This window comes from Terriglobales bacterium (genome assembly GCA_035567895.1).
GTDB lineage: Bacteria > Acidobacteriota > Terriglobia > Terriglobales > Acidobacteriaceae > Gp1-AA112.
Map to the genome: position 1 here is coordinate 35882 of DATMPC010000009.1, position 24798 is coordinate 60679.

The following is a 24798-nucleotide window of genomic DNA, read 5'->3' on the forward strand; positions in this document are numbered from 1 at the left end:
TTTTACGGATTACACGGATTTTCAAGGGAGTGTAGAATGCTCGGGCGATGAAACACGAGGTTCTCACCCAACAATTGATAGGGATTTTCTACGACGTATACAACGAGCTTGGCCATGGATTTCTTGAAAGCATTTATCAGAAGGCTTACACCCATATGCATTGCAGCAGGCGGGACTGAAATTCGCGCAGCAATTCCCGATCAACGTGAGCTTTCGCGGAGTCTCGTTGGGTGAATTCCGGGCTGATCTGGTCGTGGAATCTCTTGTCATCGTGGAATTGAAAGCCGTGCAGGTACTCGAGTCCGCCCACGAACGCCAGATCACGAACTACTTGAAAGCGACGCAGTTCGAAGTAGGACTGCTCTTTAACTTCGGTCCCAAAGCGCAGGTCAGGCGTCTCATTTTCGACAACGAACGAAAAGTGGCTAGAGCAGCCGCAGCCGGATCCCCTTTGGCCTCCGCGTAATCCGTAAAATCCGTGCAATCCGTGTCGTGTTTTGCTTTTCCCCCGCTCCTACTAGAATTGCGCCCATGAAACTGCATGAATTAGCGCAGCGTCTTGGGGGAAAGCTGGAAAATGCGACTGATAACCCCACCGTAACGGGCGTCACAGGGATAGAGGAAGCCTCTCCGGGACAAGTCACATTTATCTCGAACCCTAAGTACGCTGGGATGGCGCGCTCCACGCGGGCGTCATTGATAATTGTGGGCAACGACTTCCCCGACCTGCCTCGTCCCTTGCTCCGCCACGAGAATCCGTATTTGGCATTCGCACGTGCGATCGAGCTCTTTCATCCCCAGGACGAGCACGTTCCGGGCGTGCACAAGACGGCTGTGATTCATCCGTCAGCCAGGATTGGAAAAGACGCATCAATCGGGGCGTATGTCGTGGTTGAACACGACGTCCAGATCGGGAGTCACTGTACCCTGCTTGCTCACGTCGTCATCTATCCCGGTGCGCGCATCGGCGATAACTTCTTTGCTCATGCCCACGCCGTCGTGCGTGAGAATTGCGTGCTTGGAGACAACGTGATCCTTCAGAATGGCGCCGTGGTCGGATCAGATGGATTTGGCTTCGCGAAAGACGACAACGGGGAGTGGCACAAGATTATGCAATCCGGGCCAACCGTAATCGAAGACAACGTGGAAATTCAAGCAAACGCCTGCATCGATCGCGCCAGCGTGGGGGAAACTCGAATTGGACGCGGCTCGAAAGTCGACAACCTGGTCCAAGTCGGCCATGGATCCAAAGTCGGAAAGCGCACGCTGCTTTGCGCTCAAGTTGGACTTGCCGGATCCACGCATATCGGCAATGACGTGATTCTCGCAGGACAGGTGGGCGTTGCCGGTCATTGTTCCATCGGCGATAAAGTCATCGCCACTGCTCAGACCGGCATTCCCAACGACGTGGAGGCCGGAAAAATCGTCAGCGGATATCCCGCTATCGACAATCGCCAATGGCTGCGTGCAGTAGCGGTTTTCAGCCGCCTGCCGGAGCTTGCGAGGAGCCTGCGCTCAGCCAAAAAGAGCCCCGCGCGCGAAGAGACAGCTATCGAATAGACTCTTACCGAAGCGCTCGCATCCAACCCGTAGAGGTGAGTAGCTGGATGGATGGACCGGGACAATCCCTCACGACCATGGACGAAAAGAAGCCAGCAACCGAGCGAGGTCCGATTCGTGTGCTTCTCCTCGACGATCACATCGATAACCTCATCCTGCGGTCCGCCATATTGCGCAAGCATGGCTACGAAGCCATCAAAGCCTCAACCATTGACGAAGCTGAGGCTCACTTGCACGACGCCGATATCGCGGTGCTTGACTACCATCTCGGCGCCGGGCAATTCGGAACCGAAGTGGCCAACACGCTTCGCGAAAAGCGTCCTCAGGTACCGATCATCATTCTTTCGGCAACGCTCGAACGCAAGTTTGGCGGCGTGGAAGACATGCACCTCCTGAAGGGCTACAGCTCGGTCGACGATCTGCTCGCGGCTCTTCGTTCGTTTGAGGCCAAGCGGCACGGAAAGCCCGTCGTGGTTGATGCGCGCGACTTTTATTACTCGCGTATCAACATGGCGATGGGAGACGATGTTGTGCTCGAGATCATGGATCGCGACGGAAATTGGCAGTATGTGAATGACACTCTGGCCAAGCTACTCGAGAAGAAACGATCATGGTTCATCGGCAAGAACCTGTTTCATGAATTTCCCGAACTCGGAGAGGAGTGGCAGGAGATCATTCGCACGGTCGCCGACACGCGTGAAACTTACATCGACCGCACCTTTCGTGGCCTTCCCCTACCCAAGAAAAGTCCGCGTTACATTTGGAATGTGCTGGTCTTCTCGCTCAAGCTGCACGACAATCGCAACGGCGCCGTGCTAAGCGCTCGTATTCTCGAGCGGAGAGATCCGTTGAAGATGCCTGACCCAACGAGCGCATAAACCCTGAACGCACCTTGAGATCGAAGACCGCCATCATTTTTGTCTTGTCTGCAGTCATCGCGAACATTATCGCGTGTCGCTCCCGTGGTATTGACGTTACCATTCTCAACGATGGGCAGACCACGATCCGGAACGTGGAATTCGATTATCCGGGTGCCGCCTTTGGAACCGGAACCATCGCTCCCGGCGCTTCCTTCTCATATCGCATCAAGCCGCTCTCGCGCGGCGAAGTCACCCTCAGCTTTGAGCAAGGAGACGGAAAGACGTTTAAGCAGAAGGGGCCAACCGTAGTAGCCAACGAGGACGGCCGATTGGTCATAGTCGTCGAACAAGACGCCGCCAAACAATGGCGCATGCGAGTCGAGCAGCAGTGATCACGTATTCCCTTCACTAATGGCGACAGCCAACGACCATCGCTGGGTTGTTGCTTTCGCAGGCGCACGAGATTCATATCAGGTTCCCATTGCCCTGCGTGAATCTGGATTGCTGCAGACTCTGGTGACAGACTTCTATGCGCCTTTCGATCGAGAGCTGTTCGGTCGCGCCACGAAACTCCTGCCAATATCGATACGCGCAAAACTCGGCAGGCGTTTTAATCCGGCATTACCGTCGGGATTCGTAGAGTCTCACCTCAATTACGCAATCAAGAATTGGTGGGATCCTGAAGGCTGGATGCATCGTGTCGGGCAGCTCGGTGAACGTGCGGGACAGATCGCAGCTACCGAGCATTGCTCGATTTTCTCGTACGCGCATGTGGCCACCTCTGCGTTCTCTACTGCCGGCCCCAATAGACGAGTGCTGATGCAGATGCAGCCTCATCCGGCCGCCGTGAAGTCTGCCTTACTGACTGATGAGTTCTTGCCGGAGTTTCAGGACCAAATCAGGAATGAGGTCACTTGGCCGCAAGAGGTATTTGAAACGTTTTCGAGAGAGCCAGGTCAAGCCGATCTGTGCATTGTTGCATCAAGCTATACGCGTAAAACGCTGGCCGAGAACGGTGTGAGCTCGGATCGAGTTTCTGTCATTCCTTACGGAGTCGATCTCGAGTTCTTTTGCCCAGGGAGTTCTCAACGAGACAGATTCTCAGTACTTTTCGTGGGCCAGGTATGCCGGCAAAAGGGTTTGCATTATTTATTAGAGGCGTGGCGTCGCCTCGATCTGCGAAATACCGAACTGCGCATTGTGGGGCGCTTCCCTCGTTACAAAGGCATTGTCACTAATTACGCACAGGTGGCGCGGTTTCTCGGCCCATTAGAGTGGATCGGGCTTCGCGAGGAGTATCGCCGGGCGATCTGCTGTGCTTGCCTTCGCTGAGTGATGGCTTCGGTCAAGTAGTCCTCGAAGCGCTGGCTTGCGGTACTCCGGCACTGACCACGAGTTCGTGCGGTGCTTCTGATCTGATTCTTGATCGCCAGAACGGCTTTGTAGTTCCTGCCGGAGATCTTGAGGCTCTGATCGCCACCCTGGAATGGGCATCGCAGAATCGGGATCAAGTGCGACAAATGCGGGCTTCAGCGCGCGTAACCGCGGAGCAATATCCGTGGACGAGATTCCGTAAGAGCATCGTCGAGAAACTGCGGCTGCTCACAGCAGGTGGCTGATCTGTTTGTTGTTTCAGTCCGCGAAAGTTACTCCGGTAATGTAAGGTCGAGGTTTTTCGCTCCTTTCCACCTCGTGACGAATTAGCATGGGCACCATGATCGCCTGGGAAAGCTTATAGCGGCAGTAATACCTAAGACGTAATCGGATGCCCTCCGAATCCAACGCTCCAGCGGCTAATTGGCTGCCTGGGGCGTTGTCACTTTGCGCTCAAAAACAGGTCTATAATCAGCGGTTTGCCTGCTGCCTAAAAATCGCTCATGGTTCCGGTACAAACCCTCCGTCCCCTTAAGCTGGCCAAGCGCATGCAACGGCTTGGGACGGAAACGGCGTTCGAAGTCCTCGCGCGTGCCCGCGCTCTTGAGGCGCAGGGACGAGACATCGTGCATCTTGAAATCGGGGAGCCTGATTTCGATACGCCGGGCAATATTGTGGAAGCCGGAGTAGACGCGCTTAGGGGTGGCTGGACTCACTACGGTCCTTCACCTGGCCTGCCGGCGCTGCGCGAGGCTGTCGCTGAGTATGTGGCGCAAAGTCGCCATGTGAAGGTCAATCCCGAAGAAGTGGTGATTGTTCCTGGCGGCAAACCGATCATCTTCTTTACGATCCTGGCTCTGGTGGAAGAGGGCGACGAGGTTATCTATCCCAATCCGGGATTTCCGATCTATGAATCGATGATCGAGTTTCTCGGCGCGCGTGCCGTTCCCATTCATTTGCGGGAAGAACGTGCGTTTGGGTTCGATGTCAACGATCTCGCAAGCAGGATCTCCGATCGCACCAAGCTGATTATCCTCAACTCGCCTCACAACCCAACCGGTGGGGTATTGAATGAGAAAGATGTGCGAGCAATCGCTAAGGCGATTGGCGATCGCGACATTATGGTGCTGTCTGACGAAATCTACAGTCGTCTGATCTTCGAAGGCGAGCACTTCTCGATTATGTCGATCCCGGAGTTCCGTGATCGCACCATTCTTCTCGATGGCTTCTCGAAGACATATGCAATGACTGGATGGCGCTTGGGATATGGCGTGATGCGTCCCGATCTGGCCATGCAAGTCTCGCGATTGATGACCAACTCCAATTCCTGCACTGCCAGCTTCACGCAGATGGCTGGAGTTGCCGCGCTACACGGCGATCAAGCGTCTGTCGAGCGAATGCGACAGGAGTTTCTCCGTCGCCGCGATGTGATGGTTGACGCGTTGAACGGCATCAAGGGATTCCGCTGTCAGAAGCCAGGCGGAGCCTTCTATGTTTTCCCGAATATTGAAGGCACGGGCTGGACATCGAAAAATCTCGCTGATGCGTTGCTGGAGGAAGCAGGAGTAGCTTGCCTCTCGGGAACCGCGTTCGGCAGCTTCGGCGAAGGCTACATCCGCTTTAGTATCGCCAACTCGATCGAGAATATCGAAAAGGCACTTGAGCGCATAAGGCAGTGGACAGGAAAGCGGATCTAGCAATGCCATTCCGTGTCTACGCCACCTGCGACGTAGGTGAAGCAGCACTAAATCGTCTGCGTGAGCGCAGCTACGAGGTTGAGGTTTATGCGAATTCCGATCCCCCGCCAAAGTCCTTGATTGTCGATAAAGTGCGAAATGGCGTCGATGGTCTGATTACCACGCTGCGTGATTCGATTGACGCCGAAGTATTCGAAGCGGGAAAAGGAAAGTTGAAGGTCGTATCGCAGATCGCAGTTGGGTTCGACAACATTAACCGTGCGGACGCGAACCGTTACAAGATCCCATTCACCAATACCGCGGACGTCCTCACCGAGGCGACGGCCGAGTTTGCTTTTTTCATGCTGGGCGCTGTTGCTCGCAAGCTCTGGCCCAGCGAGAGACTGGTTCGGGAGAATCGCTGGGGAGCGTGGCATCCATTTCTTCCCTTTCTGGGAGATGAGGTCACTGGCAAGACCGTTGCGATCATCGGCACCGGCCGAATCGGCCTGGCGATGATCAAGAAGTGTACGGGTATGGATATGAATATCCTGTGCTACGACCCAGCATACGAAAATCGCGAATACATCGCCGGCATACAAAGCCTGATGGACCTGCGCCACGAGCGCGGCATCCAGAAGCACAAGACACAGATTAAGTACGTCAGGTTCGAAGATGCACTCAGCGAAGCCGATTTCGTCAGCGTGCATGTACCGCTGCTGCGTGACGGTGAATCGTCTACTCCGACTCTTCACCTTTTCAACGAGAAGACGCTGCGAATGATGAAGCCCAGCGCTTACTTGATCAACACATCACGCGGCCCAGTTATCGATGAGGCCGCTTTAGCGAAGGCTCTTAAGCAGCGCTGGATCGCTGGTGCAGCGCTCGACGTTTTCGAGAAGGAGCCGCTGCCGGCAAACTCTCCTCTGCGTGATCCTGAAATCGAAGACCGATGCCGCATCTTCCACCATTTCGCAAGCGGAGCCACTGAAACGAGGTTGTCCCCTGATCCCAATATAGGAATGGCCGGACGCTGTGCTCAGGGATTGATCGATGTGCTGGAAAAGAACTACGGCGGTGACTTCACAAAGATGCCTTACGTTGTAAATAAGGAAGCGTTCAAAGCCTAGGGGATAGGTTACAGGGGACAGGAAAAGCGAGATTCAACCTTGGTCGTTCCCTGTACCCTGTAACCTGTTCCCTGTCCCCTATACCCTATGACTCTCGTTGAATGTGTCCTCAACTTCTCCGAAGGCCGCGATGCCGCCAAGGTCGAGGCGATTATCGCCGCCATGAAACTGGATGGCGTCTATCTACTAGACAAAGAGATGGACGCCGATCACAACCGTTGCGTGATTACCTTGGTTGGCGATCGTGACGCCGTTGCCGAAGCCGCCATTCGGGGCGTTGGCAAAGCAGCCGAGTTGATCAATCTCACTCAGCACCAAGGAGCTCACCCTCGGATTGGCGCTGCGGACGTTGTGCCTTTTATTCCAATCGAGGGCGCGACACTGGAAGATTGCGTTGCCATCGCCCGGCACGTTGGTGCTGAGATCTGGAAGCGCTTTCGCGTGCCGGTTTACCTGTACGAAGCGGCTGCGACCCGGCCCGAACGACAGAACCTCGAGAACATCCGCCGTGGACAATTCGAGGGACTGCAAGCAGACGTGGGAACCAATCCCGACCGCCGTCCCGACTTTGGTGAAGCTGCTTTGCACGCAACTGCTGGAGCAACCGTGGTAGGTGCGCGCAAGCCGCTCATCGCCTATAACGTTTACCTGAACACAAGCGACGTTGAGATCGCGAAGAAAATCGGCAAGGCGGTGCGCTTTTCCTCCGGCGGGCTGCGTTTTGTAAAAGGTATGGGCGTCCTCGTTCGCGGCATGGCACAGGTTTCGATGAACCTTACCGATTTTGAGCAGACCCCGATTGCCCGCGTCTTCGAGTTCGTGAAGCGCGAGGCGGCCCGCTATGGAGTAATGCCAGTGTCGAGCGAGATTGTCGGGCTGATTCCTAAAAAGGCACTGGAAGAAGCTGCGGAGTGGTTCTTGCAGGTGGAGAACTTCGATTCTTCGCTGATTCTCGAAAATCGCCTTGCTGCCGTGACCGGAGGCAAAGCTGCGGTCGGCGGGATTCGTGCAGGGGTCGAGCCGTTCATCGAGCAGCTTGCTGCGCCGACCGCCACACCGGGCGGAGGCAGCGCATCCGCAGCCGCGGGCGCAATGGCCGCAGCGCTCGCAGGCATGGTTGCCGGAATGTCGCGCGGCAAGAAGGCCTTCCAGCAGTACGAACATGAACTCAGCGATGCCCTGGCACGACTTAATCGTTTGCGTGAGGAACTCAAAGCCAGCATTGATCTCGACGCGGCTTCGTATGCAGAAGTGATGAAGGCTTACAAGGACGCAAAAAGCGCTTCGCCAGAACTTGGTGAACGCGCAATATCCGACGCGCTGAAAAATGCGACTCGCGTTCCCTTAGGGATCGCTCAGAAGTCGTACGAAGTTCGCCAAATCGTCGAGTCTCTCAAGCCAATCACGAGTAAGAACATGTGGTCCGACCTGGCTGTAGCGTCCTCCCTGGCAAGGACCGCAATTGAAGGCGGCTTGGCCAACGTCGAAATCAACCTGCAAGAACTGAAGGATGAAACGTTCAAAGCCGAGATGAGTAAGGCGGCCTCCGTAATCAACACCAGCAACTGAGGGCCTCTCCTAGGGTTAATACCGGTAACTTGAGTGGCACACCTTGAGATACCATTCATCCAGAGCTGCTCGTCCACGTATTTAGCTAAAATTAAGGAATCTATGAAGTATCGACTACCAGGTATTGTCGCTCTCTGTTTGGCTCCCGCTTTCAGTTTTGGATCGTCGCTTGCAAGCGCGACCCGAGCAGTGATCCCCTCCGACATCCAGCAAATTATTAACGTGGATTACCGCAGTATGGAGAATTCGCAGAGCGGACAAGCTCTGAAAGCACGTGTGCTCCCTGACCAGCTCAAGAAATTCGAGACCGCGCTAAAAGGCGTCGGCGTTGATCCTGATAAGGATGTCGAGCAACTTACCTTCGCATCGTTCCGAGTGAAGAACGGGCTGCAAGTAGTAGGCGTGGCGCAAGGCGACTTTGCCATCAACAAAGTTGTGACCCGCCTGAAGTCGAAGAAGATCAAGGCAGTCGTCTATCGCGATTCCAGGATATATCCCCTCGACGGCGGCCTGTCGATGACGCTGCTCGATAACTACAACATGCTCTTCGGCGATTCGGCCGCTCTCAAATCGGCGCTCGACGTGCGCGATGGAGTAGGTAGCAGCCTAAACTCAAATTCGGCGATCACCGACATGATCTCCTCAGTCGATTCGGACGCCATCTGGAGCGTCCTTGATGAGAAGGGCACGCAGGAGATGATGAAGTCCGCCCTTGGCGATGCGTCGAATCTCGCTGACTACAACTCCATCAAGAACCGCATCAAGAATTCGGCCTACAAGATGGATTTTGGCAATGGCGTGAAGTTCAACCTGAACGTCAACACTTCTGATGCTTTTACAGCGGCCACGCTCAAGACTTTGCTTCAGGCCGGTGTGCTGTATAAGAAGATGAATGCCACTCCGACAGAGAAGGTCGCCCTCGAGAATCTAGTGGTAGATTCAGACAGCAGCGCGCTGAAGCTGAAGTTTGAAACCGATGATCGAAAGTTCGTCAGTCTCGTGAACTCTGATCTGTTCGCGGCGATTTCGAAGTAGCGTTGCTCACTCGTCTTCAGGTTCAGCCAGGGCCACAGCTCCACTGAGTTGTGGCCTCTTGGGCTTCCTGGGGGCAGGAACTTCCGCATACGGCTCGCGCGGAGGATCCGCCGGTCGGCGGGGCTGCAGCAGCCTCTTCACAAACTCTTTCAGATTACGCAGCATGCAGTCACCCCTTCGGCATCAGAGTCTTTCTACGAGTGGCCGTATGCAAAAGTCTCCCGATGGAGGCGATGGCGGAGAAGTCTCGTAGGAAATACCAGGTGTGGCAGTGCCCTGTGACGCACAAGAACGGCCTCCCGAAAGAGGCCGTTACATGACCAAATCTAAGACTATTGCGATACACCGACCTCAGTAGTTCCGGCCTTTTCCACCGGCGCTTTGACCGCAAAGAAGCTGTGATCATACAGACCGCGATACATGCGTCCTGCAATCTCAGCGGCTTTCGGACCGAAGGTAGAACGCCCGCCTTCCAGGAACACAACCGTTACGATGCGTCCGTAGCTGGTGTTGGCATAGGAGGCGAACCATCCGTAGCGCGTTCCTGAATTGGAACACGTGCCTGTCTTGCCCAGGATCTGCTCCTCAGAGAAGTTCACGCGCAGAGGACGCGCTGTCCCATATTGTACCGCCGCCGCCATACCGTCGCTCATTTCGGGGAGATAGTTCGCGATTTCGAGGGTACGCTTCACCTTGGGCTGGAAATTCAGAACTTCCTCGGGACTGGTCGGATGCTGCAGATAATAGAGCGTACCGCCGTTGGCCATCGCGGCTACCATGGCTCCGAGTTGAAGCGGAGTCATCGAAATGCTGTCGCCGAATGAGCACATGCGGCCAACGCCGCCGAGCTTCGCATCGAGCTCCTCGTCCGGATAGACGCCGAGATGCTCGCCTTCAATGTTGTAGCCTGCCAGCTCGCCTAGCCCGAACTGAGTCGCATAGCGATGGACGGTCTCAAAGCCGAGCTTGCGTCCCAGGGCTTCGAAATAAAGATTGTTTGATTTTGCGAGGGCCTCGGTAAGAGTCATGTACGCGTGAGGACCAATCTTTACCGGTGTGTTTCGGGTGATGATGCCCTCACTCAGCGCTGCGAGCCCCACCGATAACTTGATGGTAGAACAAGGAGTCGCGCCTTCGGAGAGAGCCAGCTTCTGGTTCACCATCGCGAGGATGCGTCCGCTCGTCGGGTCGATAGCGACCACCGTGCCGTTCATGTTACCCAAAGCATCGAGTGCGGCCTGGCGCACCACTGGATCCTCGCCCGCAGTAACATCTCCGAAGGTCAAATCGCTCGTAGCAAACGAGTTTGCCGTGAAGCGCTCATAATAGCGATGACGCCTCCGGCTCTTGCGCGTGTACTTTACGCGACGGCTATGACGCAGCCGGCTAATCTTCGCCTGGGTTCGCTTCGATTCGTTTACCTTGCGTGTTGCCCGCTTGGTGGTAGAGGTTCCAGCGGTGGAGATTTTGGCGGCAAGCGCCGTTCCGGCGCCCACGAAAAAGACTATGACGACAGCAAGATAGCGGTAGGCCTGACTCTTCTTCATTCGATCCCTATCGGAGATGGTTTGCTCCGGAACCAGCAGCACTGTCGGGACCACTTTTCCACGACCTTACCAATTGGTTCTATTGGCTTTGCCGATGTTAAGTGAGCTCCTGCTCGATTGCAAGCTGATTCCCACCCGCAATGGAGCCAAGTGTGTAAACCCCACAGAATCTGAGATGCTGCCCCGAGCTGCGGGTTCCCTCATTATTATTTTCGAGAATTATTCAATTGGAACTGGCAGAATTACGAGCGTAAATCGCTCTCCTGCGGCAGCTTACGCCCGAGTACCCAAAAATGGTGCACCGTGTGCAATGTATTGCATAGCACTGAAACTGCGAACTCAGTCGAGCGAAGCGAGCATTTGCTTCGCAGCGCGTCTTTGCAGATCGACATACTGGTTTGTTTCTGGAAATTGCTGCCAAAGCTTGGCCAGCCGTTCATAGCACCCGCGCGCGTCTTGCTTGCGACGCTGGCGAAGATACAAAGCTCCCCAAGCTCGCTCTACGTTGGCCAACGGAATCGTGGCCGAGATTTCTTGGGATTGAGCAATCTGGAGAGCTTCCTGGCGAGCCTCCTCCATCCGACTTTCTGCCGTCCGGTAGTCGCCGGAAGCTCCGCTGACATGAGCGGATAGGGTCAGAATTTGTATCAGGACTCTGCGCTCGTCGTCCCACTCAGCTCCACGTTTTGCGGCTACGGGCCGCTGTGTCTCAAGGGCTGTGTGGGCTGTCGCACGGGCTTCTGCAACGTGTCCGGCCTTTAACTGTGCCTCGCCCAGATGTAGCAATGCGCGCACGCGGCGAGAGGTGATCAAGTAATCCGACTTGCCCGATGCAAGCATCGTGTCAAACATCTGCACAGAGTTCGCTGCCAGCTTTTCGGCTGCCCGAGGATCGGATTCACGCAGATAAAAGGAAACTTTGTAGCTAGCAATTGCACGACTGAACTGAGCCGAAGTATTTGCAGGATCGCTGCGGAACATCTCCTCCGCCGTCTGCAAATAAAGCTTGGCACTTTCCAGTGCTCGTGACGGCTCGCCAAGGTTGGGGTCCACATCGCTGTAGTAAACCTCAGAGCGGTAGTGGTGCACCAAGGCGAGACGGCGATGCAGAGTTGGATTGTGAGGTTCGGCGGCAAGCAGTTCTGTCAGCGCCAGCTGATCATCCTCCAGAGCCCGAAGTGACTGATCGAGATGTCCCAGCGAGTCTGCTGACGTGGCCACACGTTCATCTGCGTGCGCCAATAGCAACAACCCTTGCGCGTCTCTCCTCTTACTGAGTTGGCTACTAGCCAGGTCACGGCAGTGTGAATACTCCTCGAGTGACTGATGAAACTGAAGCAGATCTTCATCTATGTCACCGAGCGTGCACCATGCCTGTAGGTAGTCAATCGCCAACTGTCCTTCAAGTGGGCGATAAGAGCGAAAGCGGTCGAGAGTATCAATGCCGGATTGGGAAATCACTCTTGCTCGATTGTAGTCGTGTGTAAACCGGACGAGTCCGGCATAGCTTTGGTAGAACCTCGCCAAATCGGGAACATACGCCACCTCCCGCGCTGCGATCTCACGGTATATGTCTCCAGCCTTCGCGTAGCTCGCCAGCGCATCCGAGGTGCGGCCTAGATTGGCCTTCGTGGGATAGCCCTCAGCGTCGCCGATCTTCATGTAAGCGGCGGCGATTTCGCGCTGCAGTTCCAGATCGCCGCCTGCGTTGCGCGCGAGGTTGTCCAGGTACTCCATCCCGGTCCGAACCATCATCTCCCGCACTTTGATCGATCCCTCGAGTTTAGCGACTTCGTCGTGCAAATCGAAAACAAAGGTGTGCGCCAGCTTGCGCACATCCTGAAAACGCCGTTCCGCCGTTCGGGCCTGATAAACAGCGACGCCGGAAGCTGCGAGGATGGCGGACAGAGCCAGTGTTACCGCACTAAGGCCCATGCGATTGCGTCGAATAAACTTCGCTGCCCGATACCTGATGCTGTCTGGCCGCGCGCTGATCGGCTGATGCTTCAGATACCGGCCCAGATCGTCGGCGAACGCGGTGACCGAAACGTAGCGCTCCTGAGGGTTTTTCTTGAGAGCCTTGGCCAGTACTGTGTCCAGATCGCCACGAAGCTGGCGGTGAAGCTTGTCGGGAGTGGCCCCGCGTTTCTCTGCTGCCGCTGTGCCGGCGTCGGTTGTAACCGCGTCGGAGGAACGGGTAGGCTCCGCCTCAACAATTGCCTTGACCAGCGTCGCCGGAGAATGCGGCCCAGGTCCGGCAGGATGCTGTCCGGTCAGAATCATGTAGAGGACGACGCCGAGAGCGTAAACATCAGTCGCAGTGGTAATGGTCCCGCCGGTAATCTGTTCCGGAGCCGCGAACTGCGGAGTCAGCGCTCCTTGGCTTTCTCGCGTGGCTTGTATAGCTGCGGAATTTCCGTCGGGGCCCAGCAACTTCGCAATTCCAAAGTCAAGCAGTTTCACCTGGCCATCATTTCTTACCAGCACATTAGGAGGCTTGATGTCGCGGTGAACGATCAAGTTGGAATGTGCGTGAGCTACGGAACCGAGCACATCGAGAAAGAGTTTGATACGAGCCTCGACATTCAACTTGTGTCGGTCGCAGTACTCGTCAATCGGTTCCCCCTCGACGTATTCGAGAACCAGAAACGGCTCTCCGGTTGAGGTGACACCGGCATCGATCAGCTCCGCGATATGCGGATGCCTGAGTTGGCCGAGGATCTGACCTTCCTGGCGGAAGCGTTTCTCTCCGATCCGCGAGGCTACCGCGAATTTTAAGAACTTGATGGCGACCCGCCGCTCAAAGCGTCCGTCGCTGCGCGCGGCAAGCCAGACTACGCCCATGCCCCCATGTCCGAGAGGGGAGATCAGCGTATATGGACCAATCGTTTGCCCTGCCAAGGATGATTCCGCGATTTCCAGTAACGGCCGCTCGAGGAATTGTTCGATTTCCGACGCGTCGTGCTCGGCCAGGAGTTCTTCGACGATTCCAGCCAACTCAGGATTGCTAACTCGAAATGAATTCATCCAGACGCCACGTTCAGGCTCGGATAAGGAAAGCGCGTGGTCCAGGTGAGAACTGACCTTCTGCCATCGCTGCGGGCTCAGTATGGACAAGCTTCTGCACATCTCCAATTTCGCGGGAATGGTGCGATGGAGAAACAAGAATGTTCCTCCATTGACGTTGCAGCCAGGCCGAGTATCTCAAGATCCAACTCAGAACTGAAGGAAGGATGTCTCGTTCTCGATGTGAGAAAACCGGGAACCGATGCGAGAAAATTGGAGAAAAGTGGGACGGACGGGGACGGCTTCAACTCTTGGAGTATGAGATAGGGCCCTTGCTGACGCGCTCATCCGGGCATCAAGAGAAAAGGCGGGACTCAGAAGTCCCGCCTCTCCTTAATGAACGGTGGAGGAGTTTACTTGGTGTTGGCGGCAGTCAGCTTCGCATTCAGGTCGCGAGCGCTGAAGCTCACGATGCCGTCATACTTCGTTACTACCATCAGGCTGTCGCCGGCAGGCACAACTTCGTGCACTGCGTAGGCGCCTTCATACACTGACGTCCAGTTTTGGCCGTCGGTGCTGGCGAAGACTTCGTTCGACGAATCCGTGACCGCGTACAGGCGGTGCATGTGATTGTCGTAGGTCAACGCCTTGATGTTGCCTTCCGGCAGATTGGTTTTTACAGTCTCCCATCCACCTGCGGCCTTCTCATGGAACAGACCTTGCGGCGAGGAAACCCAAAGCCGCTCGTCCTGATCGAGGATCATTCCAGTCATAAGCGAAACCGAGGGCGATGGCATCTTGCCCCAGTTGCGGCCTTCATCGCGTGAAGTCAAGAGCGTGCGATATCCCGCGGCGGCGATGCGGCTGCCGGAGCTGCGGACCATCGTGATCGGCTCTTTCCCATTGTTGCGCTGGACCTGCCATGAGCGTCCACCGTCATGCGAGTAGAGCAGGCCGGAGCTGGTGCCCGCAAACCAGTTCTCTCCTTCGATGTGGAGGTCGGTTACGTACGGATGCCAAACCGAAGTGGTAAATACGCTGGTCCACGTGCGGCTTGAAGGTTCCATACGGAAGATTCCGTTGTTGGTTCCGGCAATGATCTGATTGTTCGCATCCTGAGCAAGCGCGAACACATCGCTGCCGTTCAGTCCGCGATTGATCTGCGACCAGTGCGAGCCGCCATCTGCGGAAACGAAAGCGCCGCCGAACGACTTGTCGTTCACGACACCTGCGTACATCACATCAGCCTGGGACTTGTCGAGGACCAGAGCCTGGATCGCGCGATGCGCAAATCCACTATTGGATGAAACGAAAGTAAGGCCACCGTCGTTGCTGGCCATTACGCCGCTGCGATCGGTTGCCAGAAGAACGCGCTTGGAGTTGCGGGGATCGATCATCACGTCGTTGATGATCAGGTTCGCTGCGGATACACGACGCCACTTCAATCCACCGTCAACGCTCTTCCACAGACCAGTTGTGCTGCCTGCGTAAACAACGCTGCGGTTGCTCGGATCCTGTTTGATCACGCGAACACGACGCTGGTCAACAGGAATGACTTCAACTTTCGTGAACGTCATGCCGCCGTCTTTGCTCTTGTAAACGCCCGTGCAGGCGCTGGCATAGACAGTTGAAGGAGTCTTGGGATCGATAGCGATCGAGAATACGTCAGAGTCTTCGTCCATGCCCTTCGCGAGCTGCTGCCAGCTTTCTCCACCATTGCTCGTCTTGTAAGCCAGACGCCAGGTTCCCGCATAGATCACGTTCGCGTTGGTTGGATCGATTGCCAACGACTGGACATTGTGGATGTTGCTGGGAGAGATGCGGGCAAACTTCTTGCCGCCATCGTCGCTGCGGTAAACGCCATCCAGCGCACCGGCAACGATCATCTTCGGATTCGAAGCCGCAATCGTCAGCGAGCGAATCGACTTCCCTTTCATCTCCTTCAGCGAAGACCAGCTGCGGCCACCATCTTCGGTGCGGAACAGTTCGCCGTTCTCGCCATTTACGCTCCACGCGGCAACGTAGATGATGCGGGAATCGCTTGGATGAAAATAGATGTGGTCAAGAACGTAGTCGCCGCCTTCGCCAATGCGGGCGAAACGCGACCAGGTCTTGCCATTGTCATTCGACGAATACATCTGTCCAGCGCTGGTGCTGAGCAGGATCTGATCGGGATTCTGAGGATTGTAAGCAAAGGTGCGGACATCGCCGCCCTCAGGTCCGATCGTGGGTTGCGCGGCATATAGCGAGCTCACTGTGAGTAGGGACACTACCCCGAGAGCCCACACGGTGAGCACTAATCTCTTTTTAGATTGGAAATTCATTCTCCCCTCGGTGGCTTGCAGAAATAAGGTGGATGCAAGTGCCGACTGTGCCACGGTTCAAGCGGGAAAAGTAGATGACTAAAGTGCTCGACTCTCTGGGAAGTGCCTAACTACCAACTAGGAAATTGCACTGAGATTGGGTCAAAGGCAGAAGTAACCGGTTCAAATCCGGTGAATAGCCGGATTCCCTGCTTCAGAGAATTCGGTAGAGAATTTTTCCCGCGGAGAAAATTTCCGACCGCGCGACCCGCAGAGACACTGGCGATCGGCAATCGGTGAGGGAAATCCTGAGGGAAGCAGCAGAGAATATCGTCTCACCGCCTTCTTCCAACCGGCTTCCCCACGTCCGTTCGATTCCCAAAACGGAGAAAGAATTTGTTTGACCGCCCGCCACTATCGTGCTACCACGAAAATTAGGGGGACACAAGAAATCATTCGCTGCGACGCAAGCCATGCAAATCGCTTGCGCGCCGAAAGCTTCGGTGGTAGCAGCGCAATAGTGTCTCAGGGAGAACCCTGCGCACCGAGGGATCAGATCATCCATGGCCAACTACGAAGTCGGATACAAGAAGCCTCCGAAGCACACGCGCTTCCACAAAGGGAAATCCGGAAATCCTGGCGGGAAACGCAAGCCCACAGCGGACATCGTCACCGCCCTGGAAAGGACGTTGGGCGCCCTGACCACGATCGAACAGGACGGCGAAACCCGCAGCGTGACCAAGCTCGAAGCGGCCCTAGAGCAGCTGGTCACAAAAGCCGCCGCCGGCGACACCGCCGCATTCCGCCTGCTAAGCGCACTCATGCAGGCATACCAGGAGCCGCGCGAGCAGTCACCAAAGTCCGCCGCTGAGCTCGAGGAGGCCGACAAAAAGGTGCTGCAAGGACTGTTGGCCACATTCGGCGTAACAGACCAAGGAAGACCGGAGCCCTGATGGCTCCATCTAAAGGTTTCTTTTGGGAATGGAGCAGGCCAGCTGTTGGGTGGAGCAGGCCGACTGTTCGCCTTTGAGGCCTGCATTTTAAAAAGCCCATTCCACTCCTTGCAGGAAAGAATCCCAGATAAGACGCCGCCGTCGGACGACGGTGCTCCCGGCTCTCCACTCCTTTACCGCCGGGCGGCAGGCGATCCAGATGGCGTTTCGCTGTCCATCGGTTGACATCTCGCGCCCGGAAATGGACTCAAGGAGAAATCGTTCCCAAAACAAATCCGCATGGCTCAGTTCGGAAACGATTGAAACCACTTGTTGTGAGGCGAGATCCACGGCGCTCCGAGGTTTGGCACGCGCGTTGCTTTTGTCCCAAGTGTGAAAAGAATGCCGACGAGGGGCGCACGGATTCAGCTCTTCGGTACTCGAGTTGATGGGGTACGCCACGAGCGGCAAACGTAAGGAGGAAATATGAAGAAGGTAGCTCTAATTGTTCTTGCACTCGGCATGACGGTCCCCTCATTTGCAGGCAATGTCGTCGGCCATAGCGTCACAGTTGCTGGTAAGGATTCCGGCAAAGCCGTTACGGTCGCAGGTAAGGATTCAGGCAAAGCCGTTGCGGTCGCAGGCAAGGACACCTCGAAAGCAACCGTAAAGGCCGTAAAGTTTCTCTTCTGATCGCCGGGGAGAGAAGCACAAACCCATAATGGGAAGGAGATTTACAAAATGAGAATCAACAAACTTTATATCGTACTTGGTCTTGTTATCGCTTTTGCACTGTTCTTCGAGCTCGCCGCTCATGCGGACCAGACGAATGAATTAACTAAGATCACGTTCAGCGCTCCAGTTCAGATTCCGGGAAAGGTACTGCCCGCGGGAACCTACGTGTTCGAGCAGGCAGATCCCAATGACGATCAGGACCTTGTCCGAATCCTCAGCGCTGATCGCAGCGTTCTCTACGCGACTCTGCAGACAATCCCAACCGATCGTCAGGAGCCAACTGGAGAGACCACAATTACTCTGGCAGAACCAGAAAGTGGACAGCCCGAGATGCTCGTGAAGTGGTTTTACCCAGGCAGCCTGACTGGCCACCAGTTCATGTATTCCAGGCGGCAGGAGCGAGCAATCGCTCAGGCTAAACAGGAGACCGTTGCCGGGGACCAGGCGGTACCCAGCTCAGAAGCCGCAGGCAAGTAAGACTGCACATGAGCTCCGCGGGTAGCACACTCTTTTCCTGGGCCTTGGAAACAAGAACCAGGAAAGGGTGCGCGAGCCTGGAGTGAGAGCACAGTAAGCGCAATCGATCGAAATACGTGCCGCGTCTCGCGGCACGAGTTCAGCCCTTATACCAAATAAGAACTGTCATCCTAAGTCCCTATCTCTCCAAAGCCTGTCATTCTGAGGCCCGATGTTGGCCGAAGAATTTACTCTGTTGGGCGGCCAACAATCGGCCCGCACGATTCACTTCTTTGTGTCGCTTGCGCTCGTGCTGTTCATGTTCGTTCACGTCGCCATGGTTTGGCTGGCCGGTTTCTGGAGCCGTACAGGAGCGATGATCACAGGCCGCACCGGCACGCCTAAGGAATCCCCATGATCATTTCACGCCGAAAGCTGATCGTATCCGGACTCGCCGCGACCGCGAGTGCGTCGGGAGTGGCAGTGGCAGCGCGCCTGGCGCAGAAGTATGGATTGATTCCTCCCGATCATGGCGGAATCTACGGTCTCGGCGAAACGCTCACTTACGCCGCGCAGCGGCTGCTGACGAGCCATTCACTGGCACGCGAATTCCCGCGAAGCCAAATTTCGCCGCGTCCATTCCAGAACGAACTCGCGCCGCTGACGGCAGATTTCAAGCGTCTTCAGGCGGGTGGATTCGCGGACTATCGGCTGTCTATAGACGGCATGGTCCACGAACCTGCGTCGTTCTCGATCGCCGATCTCAAGAGCTGCCCATCTCGCAGCCACATCACCGAAATCGCGTGTGAAGAGGGCTGGTCCTACATCGCCGAGTGGATTGGCGTGCCTCTCTCCCACGTGTTGAACCTTGTCGGGGCCCACCCACAAGCCAAGTACGTCGTGTATGTCTCAATGGAACCCGATACCTGGGACAGCATCGATATGGCCGACGCTCTGCATCCGCAAACCTTTCTGTGTTACGGCATGAATGGCGGCGAACTTCCAGTACCGCACGGTGGGCCGCTGCGCGTGCGGCTCCCTCGGCAAATCGGGTACAAGAACATTAAATTCATCAATCGCCTGACGGTCACAGACAACCTGAAAACGTTTGGTAAAGGCTGCGGATCTGCAGCTTGTGAGGCAGGCTACGCCTGGTACACCGGCATCTGACGCATCCTGAAGCCGATTCGCTGGCTGGGCCATCCTTTACATGGGAGTCGTGTGCAAAGCCCGAAACGGGAAGAAGGCTGGGCCACCCAGCCGGTAAGAACCGGGCACCCGGCCTCCCCTTTTGGCCCTGACGATGTTATCTATCTGAACCCGACTTTCCGCTCTTATACTTGCGTGATGCCTGAACTCCCGTTTCAGATCCCGCAAGAAGTGATCGATTGGATTCGTGCCGTTTTTGCTGACGTAAATCTTCGCGTGTCACAGAAGCTCACAAGGATTCCGACGACGCACGAAACTTCGTTGGACATTACGTTAATCGAAGAGCTATCTCAACACGCTGCACCATTCCGGTTTTCGTCAAGTTGGAGTGTGCGATTGGAGACGCACTATCTCGGTGGCGGCAGATATTGGGGACAATGGGAAATTGCCGACATTGGGATTCTTGTAATATTCAGGCGTGGCGGAGCGGCCCAGCAAACCAAGATTGCTCTCTTGCAGTCGAAGAGGTTGTATCCAGTCGAAGCAGAAGCGTCAGCGGAAGATCACCGTATTGACTACGCTATTGGTTTTGGTCGGCTGTTGCCTGCAGAACAGGAATATAAGTCGTCTGTGCGAGAACGCACTTTCACATTTGTGAAAGAGTCGAGGTATAGAGCTTTCGAATACCAAGGTAAACAGTATAAAGCCGTGCTCTCTTATACAGACGACAGTGGCTTACCTGTTCACTACCTCTTATACAATCCCACTTCACTTCCCATTCGAGTTTCTTTCCCCATTGAAGCCAGAGGTATTTCAAACGTTAGCGGGAACCAAATCATCGGATGTCGGGTCATTTCCGCCCGCACGCTTGACGGGAAATTGAAGACAGGAGGGTTGAAAAAGGGAGAGAACCCGATGTTCCAGCAGCTTTTCGGAAGCGCTCAAGACATGAACCTGCCACCTTGGACTCTCGACTATTTCATTGCCGATTTGGTGTTGAGCTGCAAGGAAGGGCATGTTGCCGGAGTAACTCCGATGGAAGACGAGGCGCTGTTTAACGTTTTTAACCGCAGGTCGGGTCCGATTTCTGCAGCCATAGCGGTCACAATCGACGCTCCCGCATAACCAATCGCACGCGGGAGGAAGAGCGACTTGCTGAAGATCTCCGCCGCCATCTCAAACAATTACGCCGCGTGTCCCGCTCTTGATTCTCGTTTTCCCTTGATGAGCGCACTAGGTCGGGTGCCGTACCCTCCGCGATGAAGATGAGCGCAGCGACTGCCTGTTAAATCAATGTGCCTGCGTCTGTTCATCGTTCTGCTCAAGCACCCAGAACTGGCGTTCCGCTTTGGATATGTGTTGAAGGAATTGTTCCTCGCTTCCGACAAAAAAATCGATTTCGCTACGATGTCCTCCTCTCATGACCTCGTGCTCTCCCCAGATCATGCCGTCGTCATTCCAGTAATCCAAGGGTATTGGACGAGTAGAATCGTCCGGCGACAGGAAAAGGTATTCCTCACGTGCGCCAATCTCCGGTACGGGTGAGGATGTCATTAGTTCACCACTCGACGGAACCTTCACAATTGCGACTCCACCTTCTGTAGCAGCAGCTGCTCCATCTTGCGTGTCAAAACGAATTCTCACCCATCCTACATAGCCGGTAGGCACGAGGTACTGCACATGGCCAAACGCATCATTGTTGGATCGCTCCAAGACAACGTCTAAGCGCATTCGTGCCCCCGGTTCAAGACGCAATACAGGTTGAGTGTTATAAACCCACTTCTCGTAGCCCGAAGCGGTTACATCGAGCGTTATATCTTGTCGGGGAGGAACGAGCAGTCGGAAGCTCGGTGATTCGGAGGTTGAATAGAACCTTTTTGGCTGATCGACCCAATGCAGATTGAAGGCGCTTGATAGCGGCCTGCCGGTTTTGGCATCTCTGACGGTACCGCTTAGAACAGCTGCTTTCGGCCCAAGATTTACAATCACTCGCGGATTGGGGTTCTCACCTGTAACCTCTACGAGTGGCACCCTCTCCGGGTAAAAGGAAAGCGTATCCGGGTAACCCGCGCTTTCCTTGCCCACATAAACGAAATAGGTGCCGAAATCCCACACTGGAACGGCAAAAGAACCATGATCATCTGAGTCGAAATACTGGATCGCCTTGGCAACAACAGCCCCGATTCTTAGTGCCACATGTAGCTTCGCACCTGCAACAGGCTCACTCCTCTCATCTACTACGGTTCCCATTATTTCCCCCACCGGTTTTTGCTGAGGGGACGGAACACCAGACTGAGCAATGGTAAGGGCGGAAAGCAAAAGAACAACCATCGAGACTCGATTACGGTTCATGGGAGGCTATCCTCGTCATTGGAACGAAGGAGCAAGCCCGCGCTGCGTCCTTTTTTTTGAGGTGAAGTCGAGCTAGGGATTTAGACGCGTTTCGGCCGTCCCCTTTGTGTGGGTCCTACTCCTTCAGCACCTTGCCATCCGACAAGTTAATGCGGACGGCGTTTCCCCAGCGGGTCTTATGAATTAGTTGAAGGTTATCGGGAGTAAAATCAAAAGTGCCAAAAGCGAACCACTCTGGTGTGTGATCTGTCCAAACGAGAATCGGATCAATCTTCGCCGCGGGCCACAATTCATTGAGTTTGATCTCCTTAACCAGAACGCCTTTTATGGTTCCGTCCTCCATCCGGTCGCTAGAATCGCCTTGGCGGTATATGCGCAGAGCCGACCTGAATGCAGGTCCGGTTGCCAGCAAAATCAGGAAATGGGCATCATCCGTAATCAGTGGCACGCCGCAGAACGAGAAGCTCCGATCAGCTTCTTTATTCATATCTAGAACAACCGCCCAAGCCCAATCACCCCAGTACGTCACAGGCGCAGAAATCCTCTGATAGTCGTTGAGAAAGGCAGCCTTCGACATGACTGTGAACTGAATGCTCAGCAGTTTGCCTGTGTCGCCTTTCCAATCAATCGTGTCATGAACGATTGCCAGAGCGTTTCCGTGGACAGAGTTGACTGCCGTGGGGCATGGGAACGGTGGTCCAGCGAATGAGAACGAAGCCGAGGCTATGACGGCTATCACGACTAGGAAAAACATCTTGAGGCGCATTCATCCTCCGTGAGCAAACCAAAGGGACCAAAAGGGGTAGACGAGTGGCCCGTCCTTCCCATTTTAGCTCTGGCCTCAGGCTCCCAGCCTCCATGTGTGCCCGGTGTGAAATTTCCGGCTGCATCCAGATGCGCCGAGAGATACGTCAGCAAGCAAACGCCTTCAGCCAAAACAACTAAATCAAAGTGGCCGCGGGCACCCGGGAGTATAAATTGAGGGAAATGACCAATCGGTGGGATGCGGCGCAATACGACGCGAAACATGCGTTTGTCTATGAGAAGGCAAAGGGACTGGTGGAGCTGCTGGCGCCGCAGGCCAACGAGCGGATTCTCGATGTTGGTTGCGGGACTGGAGTGTTGACAGCGGAAATTGGCAAAAGCGGCGCACAAATGCTGGGGGTTGACCAGTCAGAGGAGATGATTTCGCAGGCGAGAAAGAAATTCCCGGCGCTGAACTTTGAGACGATGGACGCGAGACAGCTTCGATTTAACGCGGAATTTGATGCAGTGTTTTCCAATGCGGTGTTGCACTGGATTCCAGAGGCGGAGCAAGTAATCGCCGGGGTAGTGGAGGCGCTGAAATCCGGCGGACGATTCGTGGCAGAGTTTGGAGGCAAGGGGAATATTCGAAGGCTGGTGGAGGGATTTCACCGGGCATTGGCGGCCTTGGAAATGCCAGAACCGGAGGCCGTGGGTCCGTGGTTTTACCCGAGCATTGCAGAATATGCGGGACTGCTGGAGAAGCATGGCCTGGAAGTGCGTGAAGCATCGCTGTTCGATCGGCCGACGAAGCTGGAAGAGGGGGAGCGAGGACTGGAAAACTGGATTCGCGTGTTCCGACAGACGTTCCTTGAAAAGATGGGCGAACAGGACGCGCAGCGATGGATTCGAGAGGTGGAACGGCAATGCAGGAGTGAGCTGTTTCGGGATGGCAGTTGGGTGCTCGACTACCGGAGATTGCGAATTGCAGCGTGGAAAGCGTGAAAGAGGAACACTTTAGGTTTGCAGATATTGGAACGTTCGCATTTTGATTCTGACGTGAGGTCGATCAGTGGAGAAAACCAAGAGGACAGCTGCAGAACAGTTTTGGGCTTGGTTTCTCCAGCATGAACGAGAGCTATTTCGATTCGATCCTGATAAGGAAACTGAACGTGAAAGGATTTTCGACCAACTCGCAAGTGAGCTGCAAAAGGTTGATGCGCACCTTACTTTCGAATTTGGTCCAAGGGCGACAAGAAGAGAATTCGTTATCAGTGCAGGCGGCATAAAAAGCGCATTTCCAGCTGTTACTACGATAGTGAACGCCGCACCTGCTTTGGATCGATTCCTGGTAACTGCCTTTCGTCCGCGCCGAATACCTCCAAACATTGTGGAATTTCGAGATAAGCGCGTTGACTCAGCAGATGTCCGATTCTCGTTACTTGATAACGGAAAGACAGCTGGCTTGTATCTGTTTATTCCTGGTTACCAAGAGAGCAATGCCGACTGGAAGCAAATCGGTTACTTGTTGCTCGATGACACATTGGGAGAGTACGACGTTGAATACCGGCTTGGCCTTATCGAGATGCTTTCGCCGGACGTCAGGACAGAGGGAGAGAGGTATCCCTTAGCGAAGTTACCAGCGCTGTTCGATGAGTTAGTGTCACGACTTGAAGGACGTTCTGAAAAGCCCTCATAGATGTTCGGGTTGTGTCGATGTATGTGTCAGTTGGGGGAAGACAGTTCTTACTCTTTCAGCACCCGGCCATCCTGTAAGTCAATGCGGACAGTCGTTCCCCAGCGGGTCTTATGAACCAGATGAAGGTTATCTTCAGGAAAATCAAAGCTGCCTCCAGCAAACCATTCAGGTGTGTGATCCGACCAAAAGGACTCAATTTTCCCTTCAGGCCACAATTCATCGAGTTTGATCTCTCTAACCAGAACGCCTTTTATCGAGCCGTCTTCCATCCGGATGCTGGAATCACCTTTACGATATATGCGCAAGACCGCACCGAATGCATCCCCGGTTCTTAGGAGAATCAGGAAACGTGCATCGTCCGTGACCAACGGCACCAGGCAGGACATCGAGAAGGGGTGCTCACTTTCTTTATTCACGTCTAGAACGACTTCCCAACGCCAGGCGCCCCAATAAGTCACAGGTGCGGAAATCTTCTGGTAATCGTTGACATTCTTCGACATCACAGTGAACTGGTGCCTGATCAGTTTGCCAGTCTGTCCGTTCCATTGAATAGTGTCGTTGACGAGTGCGAGTGCGTTTCCGTGAACAGAATTGACTGCAATCGGACATAGGAATGGCGACCCTGCGAAGGCGAACCGGGCTGGCACAACAATGACCATTACCACTAGGAG

General features: G+C 54.9%; 24 protein-coding genes. 18 read left to right on the plus strand and 6 right to left on the minus strand.

Going from position 1 to position 24798, the window contains the following annotated elements:
* Positions 1-160 precede the first annotated feature (160 nt).
* The 10 genes from VNX88_01985 to VNX88_02030 all read left to right on the plus strand — a co-directional run bounded on the left by VNX88_01985 (position 161) and on the right by VNX88_02030 (position 9204).
* The gene (locus VNX88_01985; GenBank protein ID HWY67400.1) at positions 161-466 is read left to right on the plus strand and encodes a GxxExxY protein; all 306 of its coding nucleotides are present in this window, start codon (positions 161-163) and stop codon (positions 464-466) included.
* 65 nt (positions 467-531) lie between these two features.
* The gene (gene lpxD / locus VNX88_01990; protein ID HWY67401.1) at positions 532-1560 is read left to right on the plus strand and encodes a UDP-3-O-(3-hydroxymyristoyl)glucosamine N-acyltransferase; all 1029 of its coding nucleotides are present in this window, start codon (positions 532-534) and stop codon (positions 1558-1560) included.
* Between the two features lie 47 nt (positions 1561-1607).
* A complete protein-coding gene (locus VNX88_01995) occupies positions 1608-2438 on the plus strand; it encodes a response regulator (GenBank protein HWY67402.1) in 831 nt (276 codons plus the stop codon).
* Positions 2439-2452: 14 nt separating this feature from the next.
* Positions 2453-2812 (plus strand): hypothetical protein, encoded by a 360-nt coding sequence (locus VNX88_02000; GenBank protein HWY67403.1) that lies wholly within the window; start codon positions 2453-2455, stop codon positions 2810-2812.
* Positions 2813-2831: 19 nt separating this feature from the next.
* Entirely contained in the window at positions 2832-3752 is a 921-nt protein-coding gene (locus VNX88_02005; GenBank protein HWY67404.1) for a hypothetical protein, read from the plus strand.
* The gene (locus VNX88_02010) at positions 3740-4039 is read left to right on the plus strand and encodes a glycosyltransferase (GenBank protein HWY67405.1); all 300 of its coding nucleotides are present in this window, start codon (positions 3740-3742) and stop codon (positions 4037-4039) included. The genes VNX88_02005 and VNX88_02010 overlap by 13 nt, the downstream gene beginning before the upstream one ends.
* A 258-nt stretch (positions 4040-4297) precedes the next feature.
* On the plus strand, positions 4298-5491 hold the full coding sequence (locus VNX88_02015) for a pyridoxal phosphate-dependent aminotransferase (GenBank protein ID HWY67406.1): 1194 nt from the start codon (positions 4298-4300) through the stop codon (positions 5489-5491).
* A gap of 2 nt (positions 5492-5493) precedes the next feature.
* Entirely contained in the window at positions 5494-6600 is a 1107-nt protein-coding gene (locus VNX88_02020) for a D-glycerate dehydrogenase (GenBank protein ID HWY67407.1), read from the plus strand.
* Positions 6601-6687: 87 nt separating this feature from the next.
* Positions 6688-8169 carry a glutamate formimidoyltransferase gene (gene ftcD / locus VNX88_02025; protein ID HWY67408.1) on the plus strand — a complete coding sequence of 494 codons (1482 nt, stop codon included), beginning with the start codon at positions 6688-6690 and terminating at the stop codon, positions 8167-8169.
* Positions 8170-8271: 102 nt separating this feature from the next.
* Entirely contained in the window at positions 8272-9204 is a 933-nt protein-coding gene (locus VNX88_02030; GenBank protein ID HWY67409.1) for a hypothetical protein, read from the plus strand.
* Positions 9205-9536: 332 nt separating this feature from the next.
* Here the strand turns inward: VNX88_02030 and VNX88_02035 are convergent, their stop codons facing one another.
* From VNX88_02035 to VNX88_02045, 3 genes are all read right to left on the minus strand, one after another.
* Entirely contained in the window at positions 9537-10751 is a 1215-nt protein-coding gene (locus tag VNX88_02035) for a penicillin-binding transpeptidase domain-containing protein (GenBank protein ID HWY67410.1), read from the minus strand.
* Positions 10752-11090: 339 nt separating this feature from the next.
* Positions 11091-13778: a serine/threonine-protein kinase gene (locus tag VNX88_02040; protein HWY67411.1), complete on the minus strand. Its 2688-nt coding sequence runs from the start codon at positions 13776-13778 to the stop codon at positions 11091-11093.
* A gap of 392 nt (positions 13779-14170) precedes the next feature.
* Positions 14171-16081 carry a YCF48-related protein gene (locus VNX88_02045; GenBank protein HWY67412.1) on the minus strand — a complete coding sequence of 637 codons (1911 nt, stop codon included), beginning with the start codon at positions 16079-16081 and terminating at the stop codon, positions 14171-14173.
* A 542-nt stretch (positions 16082-16623) separates the two neighbouring features.
* On the opposite strand from VNX88_02045, the gene VNX88_02050 reads away from it, so the two are divergent.
* From VNX88_02050 to VNX88_02075, 6 genes are all read left to right on the plus strand, one after another.
* Positions 16624-17013 carry a DUF5681 domain-containing protein gene (locus VNX88_02050; GenBank protein ID HWY67413.1) on the plus strand — a complete coding sequence of 130 codons (390 nt, stop codon included), beginning with the start codon at positions 16624-16626 and terminating at the stop codon, positions 17011-17013.
* 465 nt (positions 17014-17478) lie between these two features.
* A complete protein-coding gene (locus VNX88_02055) occupies positions 17479-17685 on the plus strand; it encodes a hypothetical protein (protein HWY67414.1) in 207 nt (68 codons plus the stop codon).
* 48 nt (positions 17686-17733) lie between these two features.
* On the plus strand, positions 17734-18204 hold the full coding sequence (locus VNX88_02060) for a hypothetical protein (protein ID HWY67415.1): 471 nt from the start codon (positions 17734-17736) through the stop codon (positions 18202-18204).
* A 211-nt stretch (positions 18205-18415) separates the two neighbouring features.
* Positions 18416-18601, plus strand: coding sequence for a hypothetical protein (locus tag VNX88_02065; protein HWY67416.1), 186 nt, complete (start codon positions 18416-18418; stop codon positions 18599-18601).
* Entirely contained in the window at positions 18598-19353 is a 756-nt protein-coding gene (locus tag VNX88_02070; protein HWY67417.1) for a molybdopterin-dependent oxidoreductase, read from the plus strand. The genes VNX88_02065 and VNX88_02070 overlap by 4 nt, the downstream gene beginning before the upstream one ends.
* A gap of 177 nt (positions 19354-19530) precedes the next feature.
* A complete protein-coding gene (locus VNX88_02075; protein ID HWY67418.1) occupies positions 19531-20457 on the plus strand; it encodes a hypothetical protein in 927 nt (308 codons plus the stop codon).
* Positions 20458-20622: 165 nt separating this feature from the next.
* On the opposite strand, the gene VNX88_02080 is transcribed toward VNX88_02075, so the two are convergent.
* Both VNX88_02080 and VNX88_02085 read right to left on the minus strand, forming a co-directional pair.
* Positions 20623-21684, minus strand: a complete 1062-nt coding sequence (locus tag VNX88_02080; protein HWY67419.1) for a hypothetical protein — start codon at positions 21682-21684, stop codon at positions 20623-20625.
* A gap of 115 nt (positions 21685-21799) precedes the next feature.
* Complete coding sequence (locus VNX88_02085; protein ID HWY67420.1) at positions 21800-22450, minus strand: hypothetical protein; 651 nt, start codon at positions 22448-22450, stop codon at positions 21800-21802.
* 221 nt (positions 22451-22671) lie between these two features.
* On the opposite strand from VNX88_02085, the gene VNX88_02090 reads away from it, so the two are divergent.
* Positions 22672-23433 (plus strand): methyltransferase domain-containing protein, encoded by a 762-nt coding sequence (locus VNX88_02090; GenBank protein ID HWY67421.1) that lies wholly within the window; start codon positions 22672-22674, stop codon positions 23431-23433.
* 67 nt (positions 23434-23500) lie between these two features.
* Positions 23501-24127, plus strand: a complete 627-nt coding sequence (locus VNX88_02095) for a hypothetical protein (GenBank protein ID HWY67422.1) — start codon at positions 23501-23503, stop codon at positions 24125-24127.
* 47 nt (positions 24128-24174) lie between these two features.
* Here the strand turns inward: VNX88_02095 and VNX88_02100 are convergent, their stop codons facing one another.
* Positions 24175-24627, minus strand: a complete 453-nt coding sequence (locus VNX88_02100; GenBank protein HWY67423.1) for a hypothetical protein — start codon at positions 24625-24627, stop codon at positions 24175-24177.
* Positions 24628-24798 lie beyond the last annotated feature (171 nt).

Bases quoted from the DNA above. Each gene is read 5' to 3' on its own strand.
- lpxD (HWY67401.1), top strand. From the start codon at position 532: ATGAAACTGCATGAATTAGCGCAGCGTCTTGGGGGAAAGCTGGAAAAT.
- VNX88_01995 (HWY67402.1), top strand. From the start codon at position 1,608: ATGGATGGACCGGGACAATCCCTCACGACCATGGACGAAAAGAAGCCA.
- VNX88_02005 (HWY67404.1), top strand. From the start codon at position 2,832: ATGGCGACAGCCAACGACCATCGCTGGGTTGTTGCTTTCGCAGGCGCA.
- VNX88_02015 (HWY67406.1), top strand. From the start codon at position 4,298: ATGGTTCCGGTACAAACCCTCCGTCCCCTTAAGCTGGCCAAGCGCATG.
- VNX88_02020 (HWY67407.1), top strand. From the start codon at position 5,494: ATGCCATTCCGTGTCTACGCCACCTGCGACGTAGGTGAAGCAGCACTA.
- ftcD (HWY67408.1), top strand. From the start codon at position 6,688: ATGACTCTCGTTGAATGTGTCCTCAACTTCTCCGAAGGCCGCGATGCC.
- VNX88_02030 (HWY67409.1), top strand. From the start codon at position 8,272: ATGAAGTATCGACTACCAGGTATTGTCGCTCTCTGTTTGGCTCCCGCT.
- VNX88_02035 (HWY67410.1), bottom strand. From the start codon at position 10,751: ATGAAGAAGAGTCAGGCCTACCGCTATCTTGCTGTCGTCATAGTCTTT.
- VNX88_02040 (HWY67411.1), bottom strand. From the start codon at position 13,778: ATGAATTCATTTCGAGTTAGCAATCCTGAGTTGGCTGGAATCGTCGAA.
- VNX88_02045 (HWY67412.1), bottom strand. From the start codon at position 16,081: ATGAATTTCCAATCTAAAAAGAGATTAGTGCTCACCGTGTGGGCTCTC.
- VNX88_02050 (HWY67413.1), top strand. From the start codon at position 16,624: ATGGCCAACTACGAAGTCGGATACAAGAAGCCTCCGAAGCACACGCGC.
- VNX88_02055 (HWY67414.1), top strand. From the start codon at position 17,479: ATGAAGAAGGTAGCTCTAATTGTTCTTGCACTCGGCATGACGGTCCCC.
- VNX88_02060 (HWY67415.1), top strand. From the start codon at position 17,734: ATGAGAATCAACAAACTTTATATCGTACTTGGTCTTGTTATCGCTTTT.
- VNX88_02065 (HWY67416.1), top strand. From the start codon at position 18,416: ATGTTGGCCGAAGAATTTACTCTGTTGGGCGGCCAACAATCGGCCCGC.
- VNX88_02070 (HWY67417.1), top strand. From the start codon at position 18,598: ATGATCATTTCACGCCGAAAGCTGATCGTATCCGGACTCGCCGCGACC.
- VNX88_02075 (HWY67418.1), top strand. From the start codon at position 19,531: ATGCCTGAACTCCCGTTTCAGATCCCGCAAGAAGTGATCGATTGGATT.
- VNX88_02080 (HWY67419.1), bottom strand. From the start codon at position 21,684: ATGAACCGTAATCGAGTCTCGATGGTTGTTCTTTTGCTTTCCGCCCTT.
- VNX88_02085 (HWY67420.1), bottom strand. From the start codon at position 22,450: ATGCGCCTCAAGATGTTTTTCCTAGTCGTGATAGCCGTCATAGCCTCG.
- VNX88_02090 (HWY67421.1), top strand. From the start codon at position 22,672: ATGACCAATCGGTGGGATGCGGCGCAATACGACGCGAAACATGCGTTT.
- VNX88_02100 (HWY67423.1), bottom strand. From the start codon at position 24,627: ATGTCGAAGAATGTCAACGATTACCAGAAGATTTCCGCACCTGTGACT.